Origin of the sequence: Teichococcus oryzae (assembly GCF_008386565.1) — a bacterium.
Classification (GTDB): domain Bacteria; phylum Pseudomonadota; class Alphaproteobacteria; order Acetobacterales; family Acetobacteraceae; genus Pseudoroseomonas; species Pseudoroseomonas oryzae.
On record NZ_VUKA01000002.1, the window covers coordinates 307,747 to 331,335 of the forward strand.

The following is a 23,589-nucleotide window of genomic DNA, read 5'->3' on the forward strand; positions in this document are numbered from 1 at the left end:
ATCGCGGTTGCAGCCATTCGCCCCCGGATGGCGACCCCTTTTCTATCTAGCCTGATGAGCAAGGGGGTGGGCGCGGCGCCGAAACTGAGGGCCGCCTTCACCCGCCAAAAGGAGAACTCGGATGAGCAAAGTCATCGGCATCGACCTTGGCACCACCAATTCCTGCGTCGCCATCATGGAAGGCGGCGAGGTGAAGGTGCTGGAGAACGCCGAAGGCGCGCGCACCACGCCGTCCATGGTGGCCTTCGCCAAGAATGGCGAGCGTCTGGTTGGCCAGGCCGCGAAGCGCCAGGCTGTCACCAACCCGACCGACACGCTGTATGCCGTCAAGCGCCTGATCGGCCGCCGTTTCGATGACGCCATGGTCAAGAAGGAAGCGGGCCTCGCCCCCTTCAAGATCATCCGCGCCGACAATGGCGATGCCTGGGTCGAGGCGGGCGGGCAGAAGCAGGCGCCGCAGCAGATCAGCGCCAACGTGCTGAACAAGATGAAGGAGACGGCCGAGGCCTATCTCGGCGAGAAGGTGACGCAGGCCGTCATCACCGTCCCCGCCTACTTCAACGACAGCCAGCGCCAGGCCACCAAGGAAGCCGGCGCCATCGCCGGCCTTGAGGTGCTGCGCATCATCAACGAGCCGACGGCGGCCGCCCTTGCCTATGGCATGGACAAGAAGGCCACTGGCACCATCGCGGTCTACGACCTCGGCGGCGGCACCTTCGACGTCTCCATCCTGGAGATCGGCGACGGCGTGTTCGAGGTGAAGTCCACCAATGGCGACACCTTCCTGGGTGGCGAGGACTTCGACCAGCGCGTGATCGACTACCTGGCCGATGAGTTCAAGAAAGAGAACGGCATCGACCTGCGGTCGGACAAGCTGGCCCTGCAGCGCCTGAAGGAAGCCGCCGAGAAGGCGAAGATCGAGCTGTCCTCGGCCAAGCAGACCGAGATCAACCTGCCCTTCATCACCGCCGACGCGTCCGGCCCGAAGCACCTCGTGCTGCAGCTCTCCCGCGCCAAGCTGGAGTCTCTGGTGGACGACCTGGTGCAGCGGACGCTGGAGCCGTGCAAGCTGGCGCTGAAGGATGCCGGCCTGTCCGCCGGCGAGATCGACGAGGTGATCCTGGTTGGCGGCATGACCCGCATGCCCAAGGTCATCGAGGCGGTGAAGACCTTCTTCGGCAAGGACCCGGCCCGCAACGTCAACCCCGATGAGGTGGTCGCGATCGGCGCCGCCATCCAGGGCGGCGTGCTGAAGGGCGAGGTGAAGGACGTCCTGCTGCTCGACGTGACGCCGCTGTCGCTCGGCATCGAGACGCTGGGCGGCGTGTTCACCCGGCTGATCGACCGCAACACGACGATCCCCACCAAGAAGAGCCAGACCTTCTCCACCGCCGACGACAACCAGACCGCGGTCACCATCAAGGTGTTCCAGGGCGAGCGCGAGATGGCGGCGGACAACAAGCTGCTGGGCAATTTCGACCTGCAGGGCATTCCGCCCGCGCCGCGCGGCGTGCCGCAGATCGAGGTCACCTTCGACATCGACGCCAACGGCATCGTTTCCGTCCAGGCCAAGGACAAGGCCACCGGCAAGGAAACGCAGATCAAGATCCAGGCCAAGTCCGGCCTGTCCGACGCCGATATCGAGCGGATGGTGAAGGACGCCGAGGCGCATGCCGAGGAGGACAAGAAGCGCCGCGAGGCGGTCGAGGCCCGCAACCAGCTGGAAGCGCTGATCCACACCACGGAAAAGTCGCTGAAGGAGAACGCCGAGAAGATCCCCGAGGCGGAGAAGGGCGAGGCCGAGGCGGCGATCGCCGCGGCGCGGGAAGTGCAGAACGGCACGGATGCCGATGCCATCCGCTCCGCGACCGAGCGCCTTTCGGCCGCCGCCATGAAGGTGGGCGAGGCCATCTACAAGGCGGCCCCGCAGGACGGCGCGGCCGATGCGGCCGGCACCGCCCAGGGCGCGGCCAGCCAGGGCCCGGCGGGCGAGAAGGTGGTCGACGCCGAGTTCGAGGACGTGGATCCGGGCAAGAAGAAGCCCGAGTAAGGCGTCCAGCCACGCGCTGATTCGCTGGCGCCCGGCTCGGCTTGTCCGGCCGGGCGCATCTTCGTTCCGGAGCTTGGGAGACAGGCCGAACCATGGCCAAGGGCGATTACTACGACACGCTCGGCGTCGGCCGGGATGCCGGCGAGGATGAGCTGAAAAAGGCTTATCGGAAGCTGGCAATGAAATTCCACCCGGACCGCAATCCGGGTGACAAGGCCGCCGAGGCGAAGTTCAAGGAATTGAACGAAGCCTATGACGTGCTGAAGGATGCCGAAAAGCGCGCCGCCTATGACCGCTACGGCCACGCCGCCTTCGAGGGTGGCATGGGCGGTGGCGGCGGCGGTGGTTTCGGCGGCGGCAGCCCCTTCGGCGCCGGCGGCTTCGAGGACATCTTCGCCGAGATGTTCGGCCAGTTCGGTGCCCGGCGCGGCGGCGGCGGAGCGGCGGCGGCCGGCCGCGGCGCCGATCTGCGTCACCAGGTGGACATCTCGCTGGAGGAAGCCTTCGCCGGGGTCAAGAAGCCGATCCGGGTGCAGACCAGCGTGCAATGCGATGCCTGCGACGGCACCGGCGCCGAAGGCAAGTCCCAGGCGGCGCAGACCTGCACCACCTGCGGCGGCGCCGGCAAGGTGCGCGCGCAACAGGGCTTCTTCCTGATCGAGCGCTCCTGCCCCACCTGCGGCGGCACCGGGCGCGTCATCAAGAACCCCTGCAAGCTGTGCCAGGGCGCGGGCCGCGTGCACCGCGAGCGCAACCTCAACATCACCATCCCCCCGGGGGTGGAGGACGGCACCCGCATCCGCCTCAGCGGCGAGGGCGAGGCCGGCCTGCGCGGCGCGCCGGCGGGCGACCTGTATGTGGACATCTCGATCCGCCCGCATGCGCTGTTCCAGCGCGACGGCGCCAACATCTATGTCCGCGTGCCGCTGCGCATGACCCAGGCGGCGCTGGGTGGCGGGGTCGAGGTGCCGACCATCGATGGCGGGCGTTCCCGCGTCACCATCCCGGCCGGCACCCAGACGGGCGACCAGTTCCGCCTGCGCGGCAAGGGCTTCTCCGTGCTGCGCTCGGCGGCGCGGGGCGACATGTATGTCCAGGTGGCGGTCGAGACGCCGCAGAACCTGTCCCCCCGCCAGCGCGAGCTGCTGGAGCAGTTCGAGGGCGAGGTCGGCCAGGGCGGCAATTCCTCCCCCGAAAGCGAGGGCTTCTTCGCCAAGGTGAAGGAGTTCTGGGACGGCCTCGGCCGGTAGGATGGCGGCGGGAAGGGATGGAATTGTTCCCTTCACCGAATTTGGCCCCCGGGAATCATTCCTGGGGGTCTTCTCTTTTTGGCCGTGTGGAAGAAGATGAAGGCTAGGAAATGATGTTTCCCCGCCTTTCTTTCGACCAAGGAACCCGCACCGCATGACGCTTCAGATCGGCATCGCCGGCATCACCGGCCGCATGGGCCAGTTGTTGTCGGAGGAAGTGGCGGCGGCGGGTGCCGTGGTGGCGGGCGGCATTGGCCGGTCCGGCGATGCCGAGGCATTGTTCTCCGCCAGCGAGGTGGTGATCGACTTCACCAATGCCCTGACGGCGGAGCGGCATGCCGAACTGGCCGCCCGCACCGGCAGGCCGCTGGTGATGGGCTCCTCCGGCCTGTCCCCGGCGCAGGAAGCGGCTGTGGCCGCGGCGGCGCGGAGCGTGCCCATTGTTTACGCCGCCAATTTCGCTCCCGGTGTGAACCTGCTTTTCGCCCTGGCCGAGCGCATGGCCGCCGCCCTGCCGCCCGAGCAATACGACGCCGAGATCGTCGAGATGCATCACCGGCAGAAGGTCGATGCGCCTTCCGGCACCGCCATCGGGCTGGGCCGCGCCGTGGCGCGCGGCCGCGGCCGGACACTGGAGGAGGTGGGCATGGAAAGCGGGCGCGATGGCCATACCGGGCCGCGTGGCACCGGCCCGATCGGCTTTGCCACCCTGCGCGGCGGCCAGGTGGTGGGGGAGCATACCCTGCTTTTCGCCGCCGGGTCGGAGCATATCTCCCTCACCCACCGCTCCTTCGATCGCCGGGTCTATGCCACGGGCGCGGTGCGGGCGGCGCAATGGGTCATCGTGCAGCCGCCCGGCCTGTATGACATGAAGCACGTGCTGGGGATGGCCTGAAGGCCGATCAAACGGCCCGGCGACAGCGGCGGGGCGGGAGGCGGATACGTGGTCCCGCTCCGCTGCCCTGCGGTGGGGCGCGACCTGCCTCCCATCACCAATGCTTGACCCCCCGGCTCGCGCTTGCGAAACAGCCCCGCCGCATTCTGCGGGGGATTAGCCAGGCCGGGGCGAACCGGTCGCCGCCGCGACAAGAGGACGATAAGGCCATGCGCGACAAGGGCGAGTACCTGTTCACTTCGGAATCCGTTTCCGAGGGCCACCCCGACAAGGTTGCCGACCGCATCAGCGACACGGTGCTGGATGCTTTCCTGGAGGCCGATCCGTATGCCCGCGTGGCGTGCGAGACGCTGGTCACCACCAACCGCATCATCCTGGCCGGCGAAACGCGCGGCCCGGCGAGCGTGACGCATGAGCTGCTGGCGCATCTGGCCCGCATGGCCGTGCATGACATCGGCTACGACCAGGAAGGCTTCTCCTGGCGCAATGCCGAGGTTTCCGTCCACCTGCACGCGCAGTCCGCGCATATCGCGCAGGGCGTGGACGCGGCCGGCAACAAGGACGAAGGCGCTGGCGACCAGGGCATCATGTTCGGCTATGCCTGCACCGAGACGCCGGACCTGATGCCGGCGCCGCTGTATTATTCCCACCTGATCCTGCGCCGCATCGCCGAACTGCGCCGCTCCAAGGACAAGACGGTCGCCGGCCTGCTGCCGGACGCCAAGTCCCAGGTGACGCTGCGCTACGTGGATGGCAAGCCCGTCGGCGTGACCTCCGTGGTGGTGTCCACCCAGCATGAGGAGGGCATGACGCAGGAGCAGGTGCGCGAGCTGGTGCGCCCGATCGTCGCCACCTCCCTGCCCGAGGGCTGGGTGGTGCCGGAGGACGAGTTCTACGTGAACCCGACCGGCACCTTCGTGATCGGCGGTCCCGATGGCGATTGCGGCCTGACTGGGCGCAAGATCATCGTGGACACCTATGGCGGCGCGGCCCCGCATGGCGGTGGCGCCTTCTCCGGCAAGGACCCGACCAAGGTGGATCGCTCGGCCGCCTATGCCTGCCGCTACCTCGCCAAGAACGTGGTGGCCGCTGGCCTGGCCGAGAAGTGCACAATCCAGGTTTCCTACGCGATCGGCGTGTCCAAGCCGCTCTCGGTTTATTTCGACCTGCACGGCACCGGCCGCGACATCGACGAGGCGAAGCTGGCGCGCGTCGTGAACGAAATGGTCAACCTTTCCCCGCGCGGCATCCGGGAGCACCTGCACCTGAACCGCCCGATCTATGTGCCGACCTCCGCCTATGGCCATTTCGGCCGCACGCCGGATGACGACCTGGGCACCTTCACCTGGGAAAAGACCGACCTGGTGCCGGAGCTGAAGCGCGCCTTCGGGCGCTGATCCATGGAAGGGGCGCCGCCCCTTCCGCGCCTTCCCCGCCAGGAATCTGGGATTTCTGGACTTTCCGCTGGTGGCGGGGTCCGGGGTGACGCGGTCACCCCGGCGGGGGTTCCAGGGGGCGGCGCTTCCCTGGCCCCGTTCCAAAGTGTTTTGCCCGATGACCGACACGCCTCCTCCCGTTCCCGACCGGCTTTACGGACGCCGCCGCGGCCATCCGCTGCGCCAGCGCCAGCAGACCCTGCTGGACGTCACGCTGCCGCGCCTGGCGCTTGATCCCGCTGATCCTTTCGCCTCCTTCCCGGAGCGGCCGGAGGAGCTGTGGCTGGAAGTCGGCTTCGGCGGCGGCGAGCATGCGCTGGCGCAGATCGCCGCCCATCCCCGGGCCGGGCTGATCGCGGCCGAGGTGTTCGAGAACGGCATCTGCTCCCTCCTGACGCGACTCGTGCCGGAAGGCGGGGAGGCAACCGCGCCCCTGCCGCCCAATCTGCGCCTGTGGACGGAAGATGCGCGCCGCCTGCTGCGCGCCTTGCCCGAGGGCAGCCTGTCGCGCCTGTTCCTGATGTTCCCCGACCCCTGGCCCAAGGCCCGCCACGCCAAGCGCCGCTTTGTCCATCCTTCCATCCTGCCGGTGCTGGGGCGGGCCCTGCGGCCGGGCGGAGAATGGCGTGTCGCGACGGACGACCCGACCTATCAGGACTGGGTGCGGGAGGTGATGGGCGCGCAGGATGTCTTCGAACTGGTGTCGCTGGACCAGGCACGCCCCGAGGGCTGGCCCGGCACGCGTTACGAGGCCAAGGCGCTGCGCGAGGGGCGGCACCCGCAATACTGGGTCTGGCGGCGCAGGGCCTGACCGCACGGCAAGGCTGCAGCTTTCGCGTGACACGATAGCCACGTATCTCATTTTTGATGATGCACCCTTCATTTTGGCGTTGACCACTTCAGGCTGATCACGACAATGTGTGCAGCCATGGACGCAACCACTCCAGATCTCCCGTCTCAGGAAGCCGGCCGGCGCGGCGCGGAAGCGCTGGCGGCGGAGCGTGGCGGCGTTCTTCCCTGGTGCGGCCCCGCCTGCATCGCCCTGGCGGCCGATTGCTCCTACGCCATCGCCTGCACCCTGCTGCGCACCGTCGCGCCCGAGCGCTACGCGCCGGATGCCGAGATCGACACCACCTATTGGCGGGACATGGTGGCGGCGCTCGACCATGCCGGCGTGCCGGCCACCCCCCTGTCGGTGGAAGGTCGCCCCACCCTGCTCCGGCTGGTGCGCCAGGGCACAATGGAGCCGGGTTTCTACCTGGTCCGGGTCACCGGGCACTTCCTGTTGCTGCGCCTGCATGGCTTCGGCTTGGCCGAGGTGCATGACAACCGCCTGTCCGGCGCGGTGCTGTCCACCCGGACCCACGGCCTTTGCCGGGTGACGCATCTGGCGCGACTCGGGGGCTGATCCCGGCTTTTCTTGTTTTCGCCGCGGGCGAAGACTATATGACTGGCACAACATCTTCGCTGCACAGTCAGGGGGGTGGCCTTAGCGGGCCGCCTTTTTTGTTTTTGGAAGACGATTCGCCACAGCACGAAGGGCTCGAAGCCCGCATCGCCGCCGCCATCGAGCCGACGCTCTCGGCCATGGGGTATGAGATCGTGCGCGTGCTCATCCAGGGCAAGCAAACGCCGACGGTGCAGATCATGGCCGATCGCACGGATGGGATTCCGGTCGGCGTCGCCGATTGCACACGAATTTCCCATGCCGCCGGCGCCGTGCTGGACGTGGACGATCCCTTCACCGGCGAGTGGAACCTTGAGGTTTCCTCCCCCGGCATCGACCGCCCGCTGACCCGCACCAAGGACTGGCTGCGCTTCGCCGGCCATGTCGCGACGGCGGAGATGAGCATTCCCTTCGAGGGACGCCGCCGTTTCCGTGGCATTATTCTGGGCGCCGACGAGGCCACGGTGCGGCTGCGGCTGGATGACGGCGCGGATGTGGCCCTGCCCCGCCCCGACATGCGCCGCGCCAAGCTGGTGCTCACTGACGAACTGATCGCCGCGACCGCGGCCGATGCCGCCCGCGCCCGGGCCGAGAATCCCGGCGCCGCACCCGACTCCGATGGGGGCGAGGAACCGCCCCCCGCCAAGAGGAACTGAGGATCATGGCCGCAGACGTCGCCATCGCTCGCCCAGAGCTGCTGCAGGTCGCCGAAGCCGTCGCCCGCGAGAAGATGATCGAGCGGGACGAGGTGCTGGAGGCGATGGAGCAGGCCATCCAGAAGGCTGGCCGCGCCAAGTACGGGCACGAGAAGGACATTCGCGCCGTCATCGACCGCCGCTCGGGCGAGGTGAAGCTGAGCCGCTGGACTGAGGTGGTGGAGCAGGAGCCGGTCGAGAACGAGGCCACGCAGATCCCGCTGCGCATCGCGCAGAAGATCAAGCCCGGCATCGCGGTGGGCGAGTTCATCGTCGATCCGCTTCCCCCGATCGATTTCGGCCGCATCGCCGCGCAGACCGCCAAGCAGGTGATCGTGCAGCGCGTGCGCGAGGTGGAGCGCGGCAAGCAGTTCAACGAATACAAGGACCGCGTCGGCGAGATCATCAACGGCGTCGTCAAGCGCACCGAGTACGGCAACCTGATGGTCGATCTCGGCCGGGCCGAGGCGCTGCTGCGGCGCGACGAGACCATCCCGCGCGAGGCCTTCCGCAATGGCGACCGCGTGCGCGCCTATATCTACGACGTGCGGGAGGAGCCGCGCGGCCCGCAGATCTTCCTCAGCCGCACCCATCCGGGCTTCCTGGCCAAGCTGTTCGCGCAGGAGGTGCCGGAGATCTATGACGGCATCATCGAGATCAAGGCGGTGGCCCGCGACCCGGGCTCCCGCGCCAAGATGGCGGTGATCTCCCGCGACAGCTCGATCGACCCGGTGGGCGCCTGCGTCGGCATGCGCGGCTCCCGCGTCCAGGCGGTGGTGGCCGAGCTGCAGGGGGAGAAGATCGACATCATCCCCTGGTCGGCCGAGAACGCCACCTTCGTGGTGAACGCCCTGGCCCCGGCCGAGGTCTCCAAGGTGGTGCTGGACGAGGACACGCGCCGGGTTGAAGTGGTGGTTCCGGATGACCAATTGTCGCTGGCGATCGGGCGGCGTGGCCAGAACGTCCGCCTGGCATCCCAGCTGACGCGCTGGGACATCGACATCCTGACGGAAGCCGAGGCCAGCGAGCGCCGCCAGGAAGAGTTCCGCAAGCGGACCGGCCTGTTTGTCGAGGCGCTCGACGTGGATGACGTCATCGCCGGCCTGCTGGTCAGCGAGGATTTCTCCTCCATCGAGGAAGTGGTCGAGGTCCCCGACGAGGACCTCGCCGCCATCGAGGGCTTCGACGAGAATGTCGCCACGGAACTGAAGCGCCGCGCCCAGGCTTTCCTGGACCGCCGCGAGGAAGAACTGGACGAGAAGCGCCGCGCCCTCGGCGTCGAGGATGCCGTGGCCGAGGCCGGCGGCTTCAGCCCCGCCATGCTGGTGACGCTGGGCGAGAAGGGCGTGAAGACGCTGGACGACCTGGCGGATCTGGCGGCCGACGAGCTGATCGAGATCCTCGGCGCCGAGGCCGTGGACGAGGAAACCGCGAACGCCATCATCATGGCGGCGCGCGAACACTGGTTCGCCCAGGAGAATGCGGGCGAAGCCCCGGCGGCGACGCCGGACGAGGAGAAGACCAACGACCAGTAACGCGGATATCGCGCCCGACGCCGCGATCGAGGACGGCCTGCCGGAGCCGGAGCTGAAAGGCCCGCTGCGGCGCTGCATCGCCACGCGGGAAACCCTGCCCAAGGAAGCGATGATCCGCTTCGTCCTCGGGCCGGAGCGGGTTGTCGTGCCGGATCTGGCCGGGCGCCTGCCCGGCCGGGGAATGTGGTTGAGCGCGCGGGCCGATGTGCTAGAACGCGCGTTGAGCCGCGGCGCCTTTTCAAGGGCGGCACGCGGACAGGTGCAGTTGCCCCCAGACCTTCGCGCACAGATCGAGACTGGCCTCAAGGGTCGCATCCGCGACCAGGTGGGCCTGGCGCGCAGGGCCGGTCAGGCGGTGTGCGGCTTCCAGCAGGTGCGCGAATGGCTTCAGGCCGGGCGGGCAGCCGTTCTGGTGGAAGCGGACGATGGGAGCCCCAGCGAACGGGCGCGGGTGATCGGCCGGCACAAGGTGCCGGTGATCCTGGCGGTCGGCGGCGGGGATTTGGGTTCGGTATTCGGAAGGGATCATGCAGTGCACGTGGCGATAGCCCCCGGACGGATCGCCGAGATGCTGCTGCAGGAGGCAGGCCGTCTGGCCGCTGTCTCCGGCATCACGAGCGGAGCGGGGTCGTGAGCCCGCAACGGCTCGCGATGAGGATTGATGGCACAGAACGGATCGGGTTCAGACGAACGAATGAGCGACCAGAATGAACAGGACGCGGCCAAGGGCCGGCTGAGCCTCCGCCCCGGCGGCAGGTTGGAGCTGGGTAAGACGGAGGCCGCTGGCACGGTGCGCCAGTCCTTCAGCCATGGTCGTGGCAAGACCGTGCAGGTCGAGGTGGTGAAGAAGCGAGCGGCCGGACCGGGCGCGCCGGGGGCGAAGCCCGCCGGTGGCCCGGCCACGGGCCCGCGCCAGGCCGGTGGCCCGCAGCGCGGCGCCTCCGGCCCTTCGCGCGGCGGTGCCGCGGCGCCGGGCCGCCCGCTCAATCAGGCGGAGCAGGCGACGCGCCTGCGCGTGCTGGAGGAGCATCGCCGCCAGGAAGCCCAGCGCCAGCGCGAGGAGCGTGAGCGCCAGGCCCTGATGGTGCGCAGCGCCGCCGAGGAAGCCGCCCGCAAGGCGGAAGAGGAGCGCCGCGCCGCCGAGGAGGCCGCCCTCCGCGCCGAACAGGAAGCCCGCGAAAAGGTCGAGGCCGAGGCCCGCCGCAAGGTCGAGGAGGAGGCCCGCCGCAACGCGCCGCCGCCGCCGCCCTTGTCCGCGCCGCGTCCGGGCCCGATCCCCAGCAATGCGCGCCCCGCGGCGCCGCAGCGCCCGATGGGCCCGCGTCCTGCCGCCGGTCCCGGTGGCGCCGGGCCTGTGCGGCGTCCCGCCGCGCCGGGTGCCGGTGCGCCCGCCGCGGCGCCGGGTGCCGCCGCCCCGCGTCTGACGCTGCGTGGCCGCGACGAGGGTGGCGAGGAAGAGCGCCGCAGCCCGGTGCGCCGCCCTGGTGGCGCCGGCCCGCTGGCGGCCAAGAAGCCGGCCCCTGCCCCGGCCCGCAAGACGCCGCCGGGCAGCGACCGCCGCCGCGACGGCCGCATCGACGTGGCCGCCGCGATCGAGGGGGATGACGACCGCAGCCGTTCCATGGCGTCCGTCCGCCGCGCCCGCGAGCGCGAGCGCCGGCAACAGGAACTGCAGCGCCTGCGCTCCGATGGCGTGAAGGTGGTGCGCGACGTGGTGGTGCCGGAAGCCATCACGGTGCAGGAACTCGCCAACCGCATGGCCGCCCGTGGCGGCGAGGTGGTGAAGGCGCTGTTCCGCATGGGCGTGATGGCGACGCTGACCCAGACCATCGACGCCGACACGGCGGAGCTGGTGGTCAACGAGTTCGGCCACCGCGTGCGCCGCGTCTCGGAATCGGATGTCGAGCAGGGCCTGGAAGGCACGGTGGACACCGATGAGGAGCTGCTGCCGCGTCCGCCGGTGGTGACCATCATGGGCCATGTCGACCACGGCAAGACCAGCCTGCTGGACGCGCTGCGCAAGACCGACATGGCCGGCCGCGAGGCCGGTGGCATCACCCAGCATATCGGCGCCTATCAGGTGCAGGTGGCGGGTGGCCACAAGGTCACCTTCATCGACACGCCGGGCCATGCCGCCTTCACCGCCATGCGCGCCCGCGGCGCCAGCGTGACGGACATGGTGATCCTGGTCGTGGCCGCCGATGACGGCGTGATGCCGCAAACGGTCGAGGCGATCCACCACGCCAAGGCGGCGAACGTGCCGCTGATCGTGGCGGTCAACAAGATCGACAAGCCGGGCGTCAACCTCGACCGCGTGCGGCAGGAATTGCTGCAGCACGAGATCGTGGTGGAAAGCCTGGGCGGCGACACCATGGAGATCCAGGTTTCCGCCACCAAGGCGATGAACCTCGACAAGCTGCTGGAAGCCATCCTGCTGCAGGCCGAGGTGCTGGACCTGAAGGCGAACCCGAACCGCGCCGCCGAGGGCACGGTCATCGAATCCAAGCTCGACAAGGGCCGGGGTCCGGTGGCGACGGTGCTGGTGCAGCGCGGCACCCTGAAGCAGGGCGACCTAGTGGTGGCCGGCGCCGAGTGGGGCCGCGTGCGCGCCATGCTCGACGACAAGGGCCGCCAGATGAAGGATGCCGATCCTTCCCTGCCGGTGGAGATCCTGGGCCTTTCGGGCGTTCCCTCCGCGGGCGAAACCTTTGTCGCGGTGGAGAACGAAGGCCGGGCGCGCGAGATCAGCGAGTTCCGCCAGCGCAGGCTGCGGGACAAGCAGGCCGCCGCCGCCGGGGCCGCCCGTGGCACGCTGGCCGACATGATGGCCCGCGTCGCCGCCGGCGAGCAGAAGGAAGTGGCCGTCGTCGTGAAGGCGGACGTGCAGGGTTCCGCCGAGGCGCTCGGCGTGACGCTGAACAAGCTGTCGCGCGACGAGGTCAAGGTGCGGGTGCTGCATTCGGCGGTCGGCCAGATCACCGAAAGCGACATCCAGCTCGCCAAGGCGTCCAACGCCATCGTCGTCGCCTTCAACGTCCGCGCGACCGCGCAGGCGCGGGAGCTGGCGCAGCGGGACGGCGTGGACATCCGCTACTACTCGATCATCTACGAGGTGGCGGATGACGTGGAGCAGCTGGTGCGCGGCAAGCTGGCCCCGATCCAGCGCGAGAAGTTCCTGGGCTACGCGCAGATCCTCGAGGTCTTCGAGGTCAAGCGCCTGGGCAACATCGCAGGCTGCCGCGTCACCGAGGGTGTGGTCCGCCGTGGCTGTGGCGTCCGTCTCATCCGCGATGGCGTGGTCATCCACCAGGGCGAGCTGGCGACGCTCCGCCGCTTCAAGGACGACGTCAAGGAAGTCACCAATGGCTACGAGTGCGGCATGAGCTTCGCCCACTACGACGCCATCAAGGTTGGCGACCAGATCGAGTGCTACGAGACCGAGACCGTCGCGGCGGTCTGATCCCGCCCCGGTTACCGCAAGATTGGGGGGATGGCTCCCCCAGTCCCCTTCTTTCCCTTTCGTCGGATCGGCGGAGGCGGAAAGGCAGGGGCCTGGGAGGGGCCATTCCCCCAGTCATTTCTGCCTCGGCCGTTTCCGCCTTCGGCCGCCCCTGACAGAGTGACGCTTCATCATGGCCAAGAAGACCTCCTCCTCCGGCGCCCCCAGCCAGCGCATGCTCCGCGTGGCCGAGGAGGTGCGCCACGCCCTGTCCGCCGTGTTCCTGCGCGGCGAGCTGCATGATCCCGACCTGGATGGCCGGCACATCACCGTCACCGAAGTGCGCGCCTCCCCCGACCTGAAGCACATGACCTGCTTCGTGGCGGCGCTGGGCCGCGCCGTGACGACGGAGGAGCTGAAGGGCCTGCGGCGGGTGCAGCCTTACCTGCGCACCCAGGTTGCCCGCGCCGTGCGGCTGAAATTCGCCCCCGAGATGCATTTCCAGCCCGACACCGCGCTGGATTACGCGATGAAGATCGACACGGTGATGCGCCGGCCGGAGGTCCAGCAGGATCTCCAGCCCCGCCCGGCCGCATCGGAGAACGCTGCGCCGGAGGAGGACGGAAACCCGTGACCACCCAAGACCCGGTGCCACCCGCGACGGTGCCGGTGATCCGCACCATCGCCATGCCGGCGGACACCAACCCTGCCGGAGACGTTTTTGGCGGCTGGCTGATGGCGCAGATGGACATGGCTGCCGGCAACGCGGCCGCGCGCCGCGCCCGGGGCCGTTGCGCCACCGTCGCGGTGGAGGCGATGAGCTTCCATTCCCCCGTGCGCGTCGGCGATGAAGTCAGCCTTTATGCCGAGATCCTTTCCACCGGCCGGACCTCCCTCCGCATCCGCGTGGAAGCCTGGCGGCGGGAACGCGAGGGCGAACACACCAACCGCGTGACGGAAGCCGTCTTCACCTTCGTGGCGCTCGACGCGACAGGGCGGCCAAGGCCCCTGCCCTCCGTCTGATTTTCGAGAAGCTGGGGAAATGAATTCCCCCAGACCCCTTTCCTTTTTCCTTGTCAGTTCCCGGGCGCGTCTGCGGCGGCACCCTTTGGGTGCGCCGGAGAGCATGGCCCTCCGGCGACTGCGGGCTCAGCCCTCGTGGCCCTTTAGAAACCTGGCTTCGCCAAGATAGCAGCCCCGTCTCCTGTTATGCTTCGAGCCCAGCTGGCAGAAAAAAGATGAGGGTGGCGTGGAGGGAGAATTCTTTCTCCCTCCAGTTCCCGAAGGGTTCACCACGGCTCCCTTCTCCCGCACTCCCGCGATGTTCTTTTTTCAGTTTGCGCCCGCCTGTTCTGGGCTCTATGGAGCGCCCCTCCGCTGACGGAGAGCCTGGGAAGCCTTGCTTCCTGGCGACAGGATGCGAGGAGGTGAGCCCTTCCCGCGGACAGCGCAGCAACTGAGAGATCCATGCCCCGCCCGAACCGCAAACCGAAGGGCCGTCCGCTGGATGGCTGGCTGATCGTCGACAAGCCCTCGGGCATCGGCTCGACCGATGTGGTGAACAAGCTCAAGCGGGCCTTCAACGCGCAGAAGGTCGGGCATGGCGGAACGCTGGACCCGCTGGCCACCGGCGTGCTGCCCATCGCTTTCGGCGCCGCCACCAAGATGGTGCCGTATGTCATGGACGGCACCAAGACCTACCGCTTCACGCTGAAGTTCGGCGAGGCGCGCGACACCGACGATGCCGAGGGCCAGGTGATCGAAACCAGCGATGCCCGGCCCACGGACGAGCAGATCCGCGCCGCCCTGCCCGCCTTCATCGGCGACATCATGCAGGTGCCGCCGATCTTCTCCGCCCTGAAGATCAACGGCGTGCGCGCCTATGACCTGGCGCGGGACGGGCAGATCCCGGAAATGGCGGCGCGCCCGGCCCGGGTGGACAAGTTCGAGCTGGAATCCCGCCCCGATGCCGACACGGCGGTGTTCACCGTGCAGTCCGGCAAGGGCGTCTATATGCGCTCCCTGGCGCGGGACATCGCAAGGGCGGCCGGCAGCGTCGGCCACATCGCGGTGCTGCGGCGGATGCGGGTCGGCCCCTTCCTGGAAGGGGAGGCGATTCCGCTGGACAAGCTGGTGCCTTCGGAGGATACACCGCCTCCTTCCCCGGATCTTCTGCTCCCCGTGACGACCGCGCTGGCCGACATCCCGGCTCTGGCCCTCACGGAAGCGGAGATCGCGCGCCTTTCCTTTGGCCAGACCATTTCCCTGGTTGAGCTGATGGGACGGATTCCCGTGGACGCCAACCCCGAAGGGGGCCTTGCGCGGGCCATGGCGGGGGAGCGCCTGAAGGGACTCGTGCGCCTGGAATCCGGCTTAGCCAAGCCGGAGCGGTGGCTCGGCCCGGGCGAAAAGACCCTCCTGCCCGTTGATCCCATCGGGGATGACGTGGCGAACTGAAAGGCAAAGTGCCGATGTCGACGATTACCGCTGAGCGCCGCGCGGAGCTCATCAAGGAATACGCCACCAAGGAAGGTGACACGGGCAGCCCGGAAGTGCAGGTCGCCCTGCTGTCCGAGCGGATCTCCTCCCTCACCGAGCACCTGAAGGCGCATCCGAAAGACTTCCACAGCCGCCGTGGCCTGCTGGTGCTGGTCGGCCAGCGCCGTGGCCTGCTGGACTATGTGAAGCGCAAGAACCAGGCCCGCTACCAGAGCCTGATCGAGCGCCTCGGCCTGCGCCGCTAAGCGGCCCGGACCCCAGGATTCGCGCCGGTTCCCTTGCGGGAGCCGGCGCTTTTTTTTGCCCTGATCACGTTTTCTGGACAGCCTGCCTGCTTATTCTGACGGCAAGGCTATGCGCCATTTCGACCGTTCGGACATTGTTCCGGCCTCAAATCGGGCAAGTCTCCCCTGTTCATGCGCCCGTCCCTGCCTGAATAAACCTGGCACAAGGATTGCTGGAATGTTCGGGCCCAGCTTTGCGACTCGGCGGACGCTCAGTAACGGTGATTGCGTCAGGCTCTAGGCAAAGCTAACGGGCAGATAGGCGCCCATGCCATGACAGGCATGCAGCGCCGCCAAAGCTCAGGCGTCGCAAAAATGGGCGGGGCAGGGGCCTGAACAAGGATTGGGAGAAAGTTCGATGAGGCCTATGCGGCTTGCTACTCTCCGCACCCTCGGCGCGGCCGTCCTGGCCAGCGTCGTGGCGGTGCCGGCAATGGCGCAACAACCCGCACCCGCTTCCGGTGCGGCAACGATGGAAGCCGTGAAATCCCGCGGCACACTGAGCTGTGGCGTGAATACCGGCCTCGCCGGCTTTGCCCAACCCGACAGCCAGGGCCGCTGGGCCGGCTTCGACGTGGATTACTGCCGCGCCCTGGCCGTTGCCCTGTTCAACGACGACAGCAAGATCCGCTACGTCCCGACCACGGCGCAGAACCGCTTCACCGCGCTGCAATCCGGCGAGGTGGACGTCATGGCCCGCAACACCACGGCCACGCTGTCCCGCGACACCTCGCTCGGCTTCGATTTCCCGGCGGTCAACTTCTATGACGGCCAGGGCTTCATGGTGAAGAGCAGCCTGGGCGTGAAATCCGCCAAGGAGCTGGATGGCGCCACCGTCTGCGTGCAGCCCGGCACCACCACCGAGCAGAACCTGACCGACTGGGCCCGCGCCAACAACATCAAGTTCACCCCGGTGGTGATCGAGCGGCTGGAGGAGCTGGTTTCCGCCTATGTCGCCGGCCGCTGCGACGCCTACACCACCGATATCTCGGGCCTGGCCGCCACCCGCTCCGTGCAGCCCCAGGCGGCCGAGCACGTCATCCTGCCGGAAGTGATCTCCAAGGAGCCGCTCGGCCCGGCCGTGCGCCATGGCGACCAGCGCTGGTCCGATCTGGTTCGCTGGACCCACTACCTGCTGGTGGCCGCCGAGGAGTTCGGCATCAATTCCGCCAATGTGGAGGAAGTCGCGGCCACCGACACCCGCCCGGAGGTGCAGCGCATGCTGGGCAAGAATGGCGGCCTTGGCGCCATGCTCGGCGTTGACAACCAGTGGGCCGTTCGCGTCATCAAGGTGATCGGCAATTATGGCGAGGTGTTCGACCGGAACCTGAAGGCCCTTGGCATCCAGCGCGGCCCGAACGCGCAATGGAGCCAGGGCGGCCAGCAATACGCCCAGCCCTTCCGTTAAGCCCGGAAGACCCGCCTCCTGATCCGGGCGGGGCCCCTGCCGGGGCCCCGCCCGACACTCGCGAACAAAGAAAACGGGGCCCCACCAATGTCCGACACCGCCGACCCCAGGCTGCTGCGCGCGCCACCGAAAAAAGGGATTCGACTGTCCTGGACCGACGAAAGGCTGCGCGGCATCGTGTGGCAGCTGCTGGTGGTCGGCCTTGTCGGCGGCATCATCTGGTGGCTGGTGAGCAACACCGCCCACAACCTGGAAGTGCGCCGCATCGCCACCGGCTGGGGATTCCTGAACCGGGAGGCCGGGTTGCCGATCGGTGAGAGCCTCATCGACTACAACCCCACCAACACCTATTCCCGTGCCCTGCTGGTCGGCGTGCTGAACACGCTGAAGGTGGCGGTGGTGGGCATCATCCTGGCCACGATCCTCGGGACGCTGATCGGCATTGCCCGGCTGTCGAAGAACTGGCTGCTGTCGCGCCTCGCCGCGACCTATATCGAGGTGATCCGCGACCTGCCGCTGCTGCTGCAGCTGTTGTTCTGGTACGTCATCCTGCAGGGCCTGCCGGCGCCGCGGCAGTCGCTGAACCCGATGACCGGCGTGTTCCTGTCGAATCGCGGCCTGAAGCTGCCCTGGGTCCAGTGGCAGGATGCGCACAGCTTCGCCCTGCTCGGGCTGGTGGCGGGCATCGTGGCCACCTTTCTTTACGCCCGTTCTGCCCGCGCCAAGCGGATGACGGACGGCCAGCCGCGCAAGGTGTGGCCGGTGGGGCTGGGGCTGATCCTCGGCCTGCCGCTGTTGATCTGGGCGGCCCTGGGCGCCCCCTGGCAGGGCGACATCCCGGCGCTGCGCGGCTTCAACTTCCAGGGCGGCCTGACCGTTACCCCGGAATATTTCGCGCTGCTGCTCGGCCTCGTGACCTACACCGCCGGCTTCATCGCCGAGATCGTGCGCGCCGGCATCCAGTCCGTGCCCCAGGGCCAGTGGGAAGCGGCCGAGGCGCTCGGCCTGCAACGCGGGCGCATCATGCGCCAGATCGTGTTGCCGCAGGCGCTGCGCGTCATCATCCCGCCGATGACCAGCCAGTACCTGAACCTGACCAAGAACTCGTCGCTCGCGGTGGCCATCGGCTACCAGGACATCGTCTCGATCTCCAACACCACGCTGAACCAGACCGGCCAGGCGATCGAGGGCATCGCCATCATCATGGCGGTCTACCTGTGCATCAGCCTGTCGATCAGCCTGTTCATGAACTGGTACAATGCCCGCATCGCGCTGGTGGAGCGGTAGGACCATGAGCCGCCATCGCCCTCAACGACGCATCCCGATTTCCCGCCAGGCGCCGCGCGCCCAGGGAGGGTCCAGCCATGTCTGACACCGCAGCCGAAGCCACCGTCCCGCGCCCGGCCCAGGAAAGCGCCATCGGGCCGCGCCGCCCCCCCTTGCTGGCGGTCGGCCCGGTCGCCTGGGCCCGCGCCAACCTGTTCTCCTCCTGGCTGTCCACCGCCGTCACGCTGGCGCTGATCTACCTGATCGTGCGCTGGGCGATGGGCTTCGTCGACTGGGCCTTCGTCAACGCCATCTGGTCGGTGCCCGTGGTCAATGGCCAGGCGCAAACCCAGGCCTGCCGCGCCCTGAACGGCGCAGGCGCCTGCTGGGCGGTGGTGACCGAGAAGCACCGCTTCATGCTGTTCGGCACCTATCCGTATGAGGAGCACTGGCGCCCGGCGCTGTGCGTGCTGCTGTTCATCGGCCTGTACATCGTCTCGGCCATGCGCCGCTTCTGGCGCAAGGAGCTGGCCTATATCTGGATCGGCACGCTGACCCTGATCGGCGTGCTGATGTGGGGCGGCGTGTTCGGCCTGTCCTATGTCCCGCAGGAGCGCTGGGGCGGGCTGGTCATCACCCTGATCCTGGCCACCTTCGGCATCGCCCTGGCCTTTCCGCTGTCGATCCTGGTGGCGCTCGGCCGGCGCTCCAGGCTGCCGGCGATCAAGGCCCTTTGCGTGCTGTATGTCGAGCTGATCCGCGGCGTGCCGCTGATCTCGCTGTTGTTCATGGCCAGCGTGATGTTTCCGCTCTTCCTTCCGGAAGGCATCAACATCGACAAGCTGCTGCGCGCCCAGGTGGCCATCATCCTGTTCGCCGCCGCCTATCTGGCGGAGGTGGTGCGCGGCGGCCTGCAGGCCCTGCCGCGCGGCCAGTACGAGGCGGCCGACGCGCTCGGCCTGTCCTATTGGCAGAAGACCGGCTTCATCATCCTGCCGCAGGCGCTGCGCCTGGTGATCCCGCCGCTGGTGAACACCTTCATCGGCATGTTCAAGGACACCTCGCTGGTACTGATCATCGGCATCTTCGACCTGCTGACCGCCGGCAAGACCGCCATCATCGAGCCGGCCTGGCAAGGCTTCGGCATCGAGATCTACGTCACCATCGGGCTGATCTACTTCATCTTCTGCTTCGCCATGTCCCGCTACAGCCAGGGGCTGGAGGCGGAACTGAACCGCCACCGCGTCCGCTGATGCCCCGCCACCCCGCCAACCGCCGCGAAGGACCCTTCCCATGAGCGCCACGATGGACACGGCCGCCCACCTCTCCTCCGCCGCCCGGACGGACGGCCCGCCGGCCATCCTGATGGACAAGGTGAACAAGTGGTACGGCGCCCTGCACGTGCTGCGCGACATCAACCTGTCCGTCGCGCAGGGGGAGCGCGTGGTGGTCTGCGGCCCCTCGGGCTCCGGCAAGTCCACCATGATCCGCTGCATCAACCGGCTGGAGCAGCACCAGGAAGGCCGCATCGTCGTCGACAACATCGAGCTGACCGACGACCTGCGCTCGCTCGACGCCATCCGCCGCGAGGTCGGCATGGTGTTCCAGAGCTTCAACCTGTTCCCGCACCTCACCATCCTGGAGAACTGCACCCTGGCGCCCATCTGGGTCCGCCGGATGCCGAAGAAGGAGGCGGAGGCGCTGGCCATGGAATACCTGACCCGGGTCAAGATCCCGGAGCAGGCGAACAAATATCCCGGCCAGCTTTCGGGCGGGCAGCAGCAGCGCGTGGCCATCGCCCGGGCGCTGTGCATGAAGCCCAAGATCATGCTGTTCGACGAGCCAACCTCGGCCCTTGATCCCGAGATGATCAAGGAGGTGCTGGACACCATGGTGATGCTGGCCGACACCGGCATGACCATGATCTGCGTGACCCACGAGATGGGCTTCGCCCGCCAGGTCGCCGACCGCGTGGTGTTCATGGACCGGGGCGAGATCGTCGAATCGGGCGTGCCGGAACAGCTCTTCAACGACCCCAAGACCGAACGGCTCAAGACCTTCCTGAGCCAGATCCTGCGCGGCCACTGAACCGCCAGAAAAGCGCTGGAGGGAGAAAGAATTCTCCCTCCAGACCACCCTCATCTTCTTTCTGTCCGTTGGGGCTCGGGGCAGAACAGGTGACAGGGTTGCCACTTGGCGAAGCCTAAAATCCAATGGGCAGCACGGGCTGAACCCGCAGAAAGGGCGCCGCCGCAGACGCGCCCGTAAACTGACAAAGAAAAAGAAGGGGTCTGGGAGAATTCATTTCCCCAGCCTTCTGCCGATGTCTCAGCCCCAGGGGACCGGCAGAGTATCGCCCGCGATATAGAGCGGGTGGCCCGGCTCCCCGGAGGCGGTCACCTTCAGCGCCAGGGGCTTTACCCCCGCTTCCCGCAACAAGGCCGCCAGGGCCGCTCCGCGCCAGCGCAAGGGGCGGGGCGGCAGGCCCCAAGCAACGATCACCCGCTCCGCCTGGCGGGACCATTCGCGGATCGCCTCGTCATTGCCGGGACCGACCGGGTCCTCCGCTTCCAGCAGCATGGCGGGGCGGGTGGCGCGCAGGGCGAAGCTGTTCAACACCACCATGGCGCCGAAGCCCCAGCGCCGGGTGAAGTCGCGGGCGCGGCGCACGGTGGGATCGTCCACCCGCTCATCAGCGGTGGAGGGGTTCATCATGATCCAGGCCACAAAACCCGGCGAACCGAAGGGCTTCCCGTCCCAGCGCCGTTCCAGAAAGGTGCGGTAGCGGCCATCCTCCGAAAAGACGGCACGGCTGACCACCTCGCCCGACACCGCCAGCCGCACCTTGCCGCCCGGGTCGTGGCGGTCCTGCGGGCGCAGCGTTTCGGGAAACAGGTCGGCCATGGAAATGCTCCAGCAAGGTCAGGGCAGGGGGCGAGCACCCCCGCCTCCCCCTGCTGTCCACGGGATTCAAGGAACAGCATCCCGTCTCTCCGGTGGGCCACCGGGCCGATCAGGCGTCAGCGGGCGCTGGCGCTGGCCTCGGAACGGTGCGCGCCGACGCGGGTGGCCAGCGCCGCGGCCATGAACTCGTCCAGCTCGCCATCCAGCACCGCGTCCGGGTTGCCCTTCTCGACATTGGTGCGCAGGTCCTTCACCAGCTGGTAGGGGGCTAGCACATAGGAGCGGATTTGGTGGCCCCAGCCGATATCGGTCTTGCCGGCCTCGGTGGCGGCGGTGACTTCCTCGCGCTTGCGCAGTTCCAGCTCGTACAAGCGCGCCTTCAGCATATCCATGGCGATGACGCGGTTGCGGTGCTGGGAGCGGTCCTGGGTGGAGGCGGCGACGATGCCGGTCGGGATATGGGTGAAGCGCACGCCCGATTCGGTCTTGTTGACGTGCTGGCCGCCCGCGCCCGAGGCCCGGAAGGTGTCGGTGCGCAGATCGGCCGGGTTGATCTCGATCTCGATCTTGTCGTCGATCACCGGGAACACGTAGACGCTGGCGAAGGAGGTCTGGCGCCGCGCCGCCGCGTCGAAGGGGGAGATGCGCACCAGCCGGTGCACGCCGCTCTCGGTCTTCAGCCAGCCATAGGCGTTGGGGCCGGAAACCTGGATGGTGGCCGACTTGATGCCGGCCTGCTCGCCCTCGGATTCCTCGGTGAGTTGCACCTTGTAGCCGCGCTTCTCCGCCCAGCGCGTGTACATGCGCAGCAGCATCTGCGCCCAGTCCTGCGCCTCGGTGCCGCCGGCGCCGGCATTCACCTCGATGAAGCAGTCGCGCATGTCGGCCTCGCCCGAAAGCAGGCTCTCGATCTCGCGGCGCTTGGCCTCGGCGGCGAAGGCCTTCAGGTCGGCCATGGCGGCGTTGACAGTGGCCTCGTCACCCTCGCCCTCGCCCATCTCCACCAGTTCCAGCGCGTCGCGGACATTGCGCTCCAGCGCGCGCACGCCCTCGATCTGGTCGGCGAGGCGGGTGCGCTCGCGCATCACCGCCTGGGCCTCGTCCGGCTTTTCCCACAGCGTCGGGTCCTCGGAGCGGGCATTCACCTCGTCCAGGCGGCGCACCGCCACGTCCCAGTCGAGGTGGCGGCGCAGCAGGGCGATGGAATCCTCGATCTGGCCGCGCAGGGCCTCGGCATCAGCTCGCATGTCGCACTCTTTCCATCACCATGGGCCACTCAGCGGGCCCCCACGAGGCCCATCGCCGCAGCCACCGGATCTGCGGCCAACGCGCCACCGCCGCAAGAGGTTGAGCGCAGGGCCTCGCCAGGGCGGCAGGGGCAGGGTTCCGGGGGGATAGCCGTCTCCCGGCCACCGAGTCCAGGGCCGGCAGCAGGGCAGGCGGCCGATCCCGCGGCGCCGCCCGTCACCACGGCCCCGCCGGAGCCGCTTCTAGCTGTCCAGCCGGATGCCCAATTCGCGGATCAGTGGCCGCCACGACCTGTTCTCGGCGGCAACGAAGCTGTTGAGTTCCTCCGGCGACCAGGCGGCGCTTTCGATGCCGAGGCTCCGCATGCGGTCCTGCATCGCATCCGAGGCGATGGCGGCGCGCACCTCCTGGTTCAGCCGCCCGATGATGGCGGGGGGCGTGCCGGCGGGGGCGTGCATCGCCTGCCAGCCAAAGGCCACGGCATTGCCGATGCCGAGCTCCCGCGCCGTCGGCACGCCCGGCGCCTGCAGCGAGCGTTGCTCCGACAACACGAGCAGGGCACGCACCTTGCCGTCCCGGATAAAGGGGATGCCGGTGGCGCAGTCGATCAGCACGCTGTCCAGCAGGCCGGCCATCAGGTCCTGCATCGCCGCCGGGCCGCCGCGATAGGGGATGTGGATGGCCTCGAAGCCGACGCGGCGCTTCAGCATCTCCATTGCCAGATGGTGCGGCGAGGCGACGGCGGGGCTGCCGTAACTCGGCGCCTTCCGGCGCGACAGGGCCACAAAGGCCTTGAAGTCCTGCACCCCCTCCGGCCGCACCACCAGGAACAGCGGAAAGCGGCCGATGAAGCCGGCGCCGGTTAGGTCGCGATCCGGGTCATAGGGTAGCCTGGCGTAAAGCGCAGGATTGTAGACCAAATTGCCATTGTCTGAATGGAGCAGGGTGTAGCCATCGGCCGGGCTGCGGCAGACGGTCTCGCTGGCCAGCACGGCGCCGCCGCCGGGACGGTTGTCCACCACCATGTTCTGGCCCAGGCGCGGGCCGAGATGGCCGGCGATCAGCCGCGCGAAGGTGTCGGAAGGGCCACCAGCCGGATAGCCCACCACCCAGCGCAGCGGGCGGTCCGGCCAGATCGCCTGCGCCTGCGCGCGCCGTCGGGCGCCGTGGGCCCATGCCGCGCCGGAAGCCGCCCCGAGAACCAGTCCGCGTCGTGCCAGCATGTCCGTCCTT

General features: G+C 68.4%; 21 protein-coding genes. 18 read left to right on the plus strand and 3 right to left on the minus strand.

What is annotated here, in order from left to right:
• Positions 1–121 precede the first annotated feature (121 nt).
• The 18 genes from dnaK (at position 122) to F0Q34_RS07620 (ending at position 20,292) form a co-directional block, all read left to right on the plus strand.
• Entirely contained in the window at positions 122–2,050 is a 1,929-nt protein-coding gene (dnaK, locus tag F0Q34_RS07535; protein ID WP_149811549.1) for a molecular chaperone DnaK, read from the plus strand.
• 92 nt (positions 2,051–2,142) lie between these two features.
• On the plus strand, positions 2,143–3,300 hold the full coding sequence (dnaJ, locus tag F0Q34_RS07540) for a molecular chaperone DnaJ (protein ID WP_149811550.1): 1,158 nt from the start codon (positions 2,143–2,145) through the stop codon (positions 3,298–3,300).
• Between the two features lie 154 nt (positions 3,301–3,454).
• Positions 3,455–4,195 carry a 4-hydroxy-tetrahydrodipicolinate reductase gene (dapB, locus tag F0Q34_RS07545; RefSeq protein WP_149811551.1) on the plus strand — a complete coding sequence of 247 codons (741 nt, stop codon included), beginning with the start codon at positions 3,455–3,457 and terminating at the stop codon, positions 4,193–4,195.
• A 209-nt stretch (positions 4,196–4,404) separates the two neighbouring features.
• The gene (metK, locus tag F0Q34_RS07550; protein WP_149811552.1) at positions 4,405–5,592 is read left to right on the plus strand and encodes a methionine adenosyltransferase; all 1,188 of its coding nucleotides are present in this window, start codon (positions 4,405–4,407) and stop codon (positions 5,590–5,592) included.
• Between the two features lie 157 nt (positions 5,593–5,749).
• Positions 5,750–6,442, plus strand: a complete 693-nt coding sequence (trmB, locus tag F0Q34_RS07555; RefSeq protein ID WP_149811553.1) for a tRNA (guanine(46)-N(7))-methyltransferase TrmB — start codon at positions 5,750–5,752, stop codon at positions 6,440–6,442.
• A gap of 117 nt (positions 6,443–6,559) precedes the next feature.
• Positions 6,560–7,039 (plus strand): hypothetical protein, encoded by a 480-nt coding sequence (locus F0Q34_RS07560; RefSeq protein ID WP_149811554.1) that lies wholly within the window; start codon positions 6,560–6,562, stop codon positions 7,037–7,039.
• A gap of 38 nt (positions 7,040–7,077) precedes the next feature.
• Positions 7,078–7,734, plus strand: a complete 657-nt coding sequence (rimP, locus tag F0Q34_RS07565) for a ribosome maturation factor RimP (protein WP_149811793.1) — start codon at positions 7,078–7,080, stop codon at positions 7,732–7,734.
• A 5-nt stretch (positions 7,735–7,739) separates the two neighbouring features.
• Positions 7,740–9,308 carry a transcription termination factor NusA gene (gene nusA / locus F0Q34_RS07570; protein WP_149811555.1) on the plus strand — a complete coding sequence of 523 codons (1,569 nt, stop codon included), beginning with the start codon at positions 7,740–7,742 and terminating at the stop codon, positions 9,306–9,308.
• Entirely contained in the window at positions 9,253–9,942 is a 690-nt protein-coding gene (locus F0Q34_RS07575) for an RNA-binding protein (protein WP_149811556.1), read from the plus strand. The genes nusA and F0Q34_RS07575 overlap by 56 nt, the downstream gene beginning before the upstream one ends.
• A gap of 60 nt (positions 9,943–10,002) precedes the next feature.
• Positions 10,003–12,768: a translation initiation factor IF-2 gene (infB, locus tag F0Q34_RS07580; protein ID WP_149811557.1), complete on the plus strand. Its 2,766-nt coding sequence runs from the start codon at positions 10,003–10,005 to the stop codon at positions 12,766–12,768.
• 172 nt (positions 12,769–12,940) lie between these two features.
• Positions 12,941–13,381: a 30S ribosome-binding factor RbfA gene (gene rbfA, locus F0Q34_RS07585; protein WP_149811558.1), complete on the plus strand. Its 441-nt coding sequence runs from the start codon at positions 12,941–12,943 to the stop codon at positions 13,379–13,381.
• Complete coding sequence (locus tag F0Q34_RS07590; protein WP_241665378.1) at positions 13,378–13,770, plus strand: acyl-CoA thioesterase; 393 nt, start codon at positions 13,378–13,380, stop codon at positions 13,768–13,770. The genes rbfA and F0Q34_RS07590 overlap by 4 nt, the downstream gene beginning before the upstream one ends.
• 444 nt (positions 13,771–14,214) lie before the next feature.
• Positions 14,215–15,204 (plus strand): tRNA pseudouridine(55) synthase TruB, encoded by a 990-nt coding sequence (gene truB, locus F0Q34_RS07595; protein ID WP_149811559.1) that lies wholly within the window; start codon positions 14,215–14,217, stop codon positions 15,202–15,204.
• A gap of 14 nt (positions 15,205–15,218) precedes the next feature.
• Entirely contained in the window at positions 15,219–15,491 is a 273-nt protein-coding gene (gene rpsO / locus F0Q34_RS07600) for a 30S ribosomal protein S15 (protein WP_149811560.1), read from the plus strand.
• A gap of 406 nt (positions 15,492–15,897) precedes the next feature.
• Complete coding sequence (locus tag F0Q34_RS07605) at positions 15,898–16,938, plus strand: amino acid ABC transporter substrate-binding protein (protein WP_456316237.1); 1,041 nt, start codon at positions 15,898–15,900, stop codon at positions 16,936–16,938.
• A gap of 87 nt (positions 16,939–17,025) precedes the next feature.
• Positions 17,026–18,225 carry an amino acid ABC transporter permease gene (locus F0Q34_RS07610; RefSeq protein WP_149811562.1) on the plus strand — a complete coding sequence of 400 codons (1,200 nt, stop codon included), beginning with the start codon at positions 17,026–17,028 and terminating at the stop codon, positions 18,223–18,225.
• Between the two features lie 77 nt (positions 18,226–18,302).
• Complete coding sequence (locus F0Q34_RS07615) at positions 18,303–19,457, plus strand: amino acid ABC transporter permease (RefSeq protein WP_149811563.1); 1,155 nt, start codon at positions 18,303–18,305, stop codon at positions 19,455–19,457.
• A gap of 40 nt (positions 19,458–19,497) precedes the next feature.
• Positions 19,498–20,292, plus strand: coding sequence for an amino acid ABC transporter ATP-binding protein (locus F0Q34_RS07620; RefSeq protein WP_149811564.1), 795 nt, complete (start codon positions 19,498–19,500; stop codon positions 20,290–20,292).
• A 240-nt stretch (positions 20,293–20,532) separates the two neighbouring features.
• Here F0Q34_RS07620 and F0Q34_RS07625 read toward each other — a convergent pair whose 3' ends face one another.
• The 3 genes from F0Q34_RS07625 to F0Q34_RS07635 form a co-directional block, all read right to left on the minus strand.
• The gene (locus tag F0Q34_RS07625; RefSeq protein ID WP_149811565.1) at positions 20,533–21,108 is read right to left on the minus strand and encodes a DUF1643 domain-containing protein; all 576 of its coding nucleotides are present in this window, start codon (positions 21,106–21,108) and stop codon (positions 20,533–20,535) included.
• Positions 21,109–21,224: 116 nt separating this feature from the next.
• Positions 21,225–22,355, minus strand: coding sequence for a peptide chain release factor 2 (gene prfB, locus F0Q34_RS07630; protein ID WP_149811566.1), 1,131 nt, complete (start codon positions 22,353–22,355; stop codon positions 21,225–21,227).
• A gap of 243 nt (positions 22,356–22,598) precedes the next feature.
• Positions 22,599–23,579: a Bug family tripartite tricarboxylate transporter substrate binding protein gene (locus F0Q34_RS07635; protein ID WP_149811567.1), complete on the minus strand. Its 981-nt coding sequence runs from the start codon at positions 23,577–23,579 to the stop codon at positions 22,599–22,601.
• Positions 23,580–23,589: the final 10 nt, after the last annotated feature.

Coding starts and splice junctions, on each gene's coding strand:
- F0Q34_RS07610 (WP_149811562.1), top strand. CDS start 17,026: ATGTCCGACACCGCCGACCCCAGGCTGCTGCGCGCGCCACCGAAAAAA.
- rimP (WP_149811793.1), top strand. CDS start 7,078: ATGACTGGCACAACATCTTCGCTGCACAGTCAGGGGGGTGGCCTTAGC.
- dnaK (WP_149811549.1), top strand. CDS start 122: ATGAGCAAAGTCATCGGCATCGACCTTGGCACCACCAATTCCTGCGTC.
- F0Q34_RS07620 (WP_149811564.1), top strand. CDS start 19,498: ATGAGCGCCACGATGGACACGGCCGCCCACCTCTCCTCCGCCGCCCGG.
- F0Q34_RS07575 (WP_149811556.1), top strand. CDS start 9,253: ATGCGGGCGAAGCCCCGGCGGCGACGCCGGACGAGGAGAAGACCAACG.
- infB (WP_149811557.1), top strand. CDS start 10,003: ATGAGCGACCAGAATGAACAGGACGCGGCCAAGGGCCGGCTGAGCCTC.
- F0Q34_RS07560 (WP_149811554.1), top strand. CDS start 6,560: ATGGACGCAACCACTCCAGATCTCCCGTCTCAGGAAGCCGGCCGGCGC.
- trmB (WP_149811553.1), top strand. CDS start 5,750: ATGACCGACACGCCTCCTCCCGTTCCCGACCGGCTTTACGGACGCCGC.
- metK (WP_149811552.1), top strand. CDS start 4,405: ATGCGCGACAAGGGCGAGTACCTGTTCACTTCGGAATCCGTTTCCGAG.
- nusA (WP_149811555.1), top strand. CDS start 7,740: ATGGCCGCAGACGTCGCCATCGCTCGCCCAGAGCTGCTGCAGGTCGCC.
- F0Q34_RS07615 (WP_149811563.1), top strand. CDS start 18,303: ATGTCTGACACCGCAGCCGAAGCCACCGTCCCGCGCCCGGCCCAGGAA.
- F0Q34_RS07605 (WP_456316237.1), top strand. CDS start 15,898: ATGCGGCTTGCTACTCTCCGCACCCTCGGCGCGGCCGTCCTGGCCAGC.
- prfB (WP_149811566.1), bottom strand. CDS start 22,355: ATGCGAGCTGATGCCGAGGCCCTGCGCGGCCAGATCGAGGATTCCATC.
- F0Q34_RS07635 (WP_149811567.1), bottom strand. CDS start 23,579: ATGCTGGCACGACGCGGACTGGTTCTCGGGGCGGCTTCCGGCGCGGCA.
- dnaJ (WP_149811550.1), top strand. CDS start 2,143: ATGGCCAAGGGCGATTACTACGACACGCTCGGCGTCGGCCGGGATGCC.
- rbfA (WP_149811558.1), top strand. CDS start 12,941: ATGGCCAAGAAGACCTCCTCCTCCGGCGCCCCCAGCCAGCGCATGCTC.
- truB (WP_149811559.1), top strand. CDS start 14,215: ATGCCCCGCCCGAACCGCAAACCGAAGGGCCGTCCGCTGGATGGCTGG.
- dapB (WP_149811551.1), top strand. CDS start 3,455: ATGACGCTTCAGATCGGCATCGCCGGCATCACCGGCCGCATGGGCCAG.
- rpsO (WP_149811560.1), top strand. CDS start 15,219: ATGTCGACGATTACCGCTGAGCGCCGCGCGGAGCTCATCAAGGAATAC.
- F0Q34_RS07625 (WP_149811565.1), bottom strand. CDS start 21,108: ATGGCCGACCTGTTTCCCGAAACGCTGCGCCCGCAGGACCGCCACGAC.